The following is a 1645-nucleotide window of genomic DNA, read 5'->3' on the forward strand; positions in this document are numbered from 1 at the left end:
GCTTCCCGTGCTGCCGCCGGAGCGGTATGACGAGCCGGGGGGGTGGCTGGCGGGGGAGGCGCCGGCGCGGTGGATCGAGGCGCGGGTGCTGGAGCTGACGTACACCGCCTGGGACATGCGGCCCTTCGCCGAGGACCTGGGTGATTCCGGGCCGCCGTTCGTCTGGGACGAGGAACGCCGGTTCGAGCTGCGGGCGGAGCTGGATGCCGCCTACTTCCACCTCTACGGCGTTGACCGGGATGACGTCGGCTACATCCTGGACAGCTTCCGGGCCTTCCGGAACAACGATCCGGAGCGCTTCGAGCGGACGAAGGCCCGCATCCTCGCGATCTACGACGCGATGGCCGCCGCGGAGGCCGATGGGCTCGCCTACGCCAGCCCGCTGGTTCCACCGGCCGGCCTCGGCCACCGCCATCCGGCCACTCCCGGCCACCCTCGCCGCCTTCGGCGCGCACAAGGCACGGAGCCACCTCCCGGCGACCAGCACGCCCTCTGGTAGCCGTCCCCGGATCTCTGCGTACGATCTCAGTGCCGATCTGACTTCACCCGATACCGACGGGCTCTGTGGGCCGCCGGGATCAGCCGCGAAGCCTCACAGGTCGGTATAGCGATCGACATACAGAGTGGGCTTCTTGTCGCCGAAGATGCGCTTCCGCCTTTCTTCATCTTCCTTTCGTTCGTCTTCTTTTGCTTTCGCCAGCGTCTCCGTGGAGAAGGTTCGAGCGTTTCTCATTCCTTCGTTAAACTCTTTCTTTCGGCGAGCTTCGAACTCCTCGTCGGTTTCCTTGGTAGTTTTTTCGTTGATCTCTTTTTCGGGCATAATTTTTCTCCTATCTCGACAGGATTGCGATGGTAGGGGGTTGGGGTGTTATTGTGTTCTTTTACGGATTTAATTTCTAATTTTGTAAATCTATATTTCCGCCGTAGAGCGTTGCCGGTCCCGTAGCCGCTGGATTGATCCGCGACTTCGCCTGGAAGCTTTGGTAGGCTGCTGGGTCGAGAACCTCAAGTTCTCCGTTAAGCTCCTTTACGGCGATCTGCCTGGGTTCGCTGTTTGTATCGAAGAGGAAGGCGCTGTCGGCTTTTTCTGCATAGCTTTCGAAGCCCTGAGAGAAGCCGCGGTGCGCCTTCAACTGGTGATCGATAGGAACGTATCGCCCGGACTGCTCGCCGCGGGCTGCGGCGCGTTCGACCGCGAGCTCTGGGTCTGCGCTTACCCCGAACAGGCGTACTTCATATCCTTTCTCGTGCGCGTCGTCGATCAGTTTCATGGTCTTATCCGGATTACCTAGGGTGCTGTCGTAGATGATGTTGAGTCGGCGGTTCATGGCCTCACCGAGAACCGTCTTTGCCAGCGTACTGCTCTCCTCGTGGACGACATCAGCGGCTCGGGAATCCCCGGCCTGAGCGATGGCACCGAACTCCGGAATGAGTTCTTTGATGCCATCGGGATCGAGGCGCACGGCATTGTCGGTCCGAATGTGTCCATCAGCCACGAGGTTCCTGAGGACGAAGCCCTTGCCGGAGGCTCCGCCGCCGCCCATGAGGTCGAGGGTGGGACTGCCCCGCTCCGGCGGCTTGGCATCGCCGATCACCTCCTTCACCAGATTCTCCCGGAAGGCGGCGCGTTCGGGGGTGTTGATGG

3 protein-coding genes are annotated in these 1645 nt (G+C 61.6%); 1 reads left to right on the forward strand and 2 read right to left on the reverse strand.

Going from position 1 to position 1645, the window contains the following annotated elements:
- Nucleotides 1-499, forward strand: a 499-nt coding sequence (locus AC08OP_RS20335; protein WP_476615637.1) for a hypothetical protein, incomplete at its 5' end; no start/stop codon positions are given.
- 93 nt (nt 500-592) lie between these two features.
- Here the strand turns inward: AC08OP_RS20335 and AC08OP_RS20340 are convergent.
- The gene (locus tag AC08OP_RS20340; RefSeq protein WP_476615638.1) at nt 593-820 is read right to left on the reverse strand and encodes a hypothetical protein; all 228 of its coding nucleotides are present in this window, start codon (nt 818-820) and stop codon (nt 593-595) included.
- 76 nt (nt 821-896) lie between these two features.
- On the reverse strand, nt 897-1645 hold a 749-nt coding region (locus AC08OP_RS20345), incomplete at its 5' end, for a zeta toxin family protein (RefSeq protein WP_476615639.1).

This window comes from Frankia sp. CeRuru1 (genome assembly GCF_977966315.1).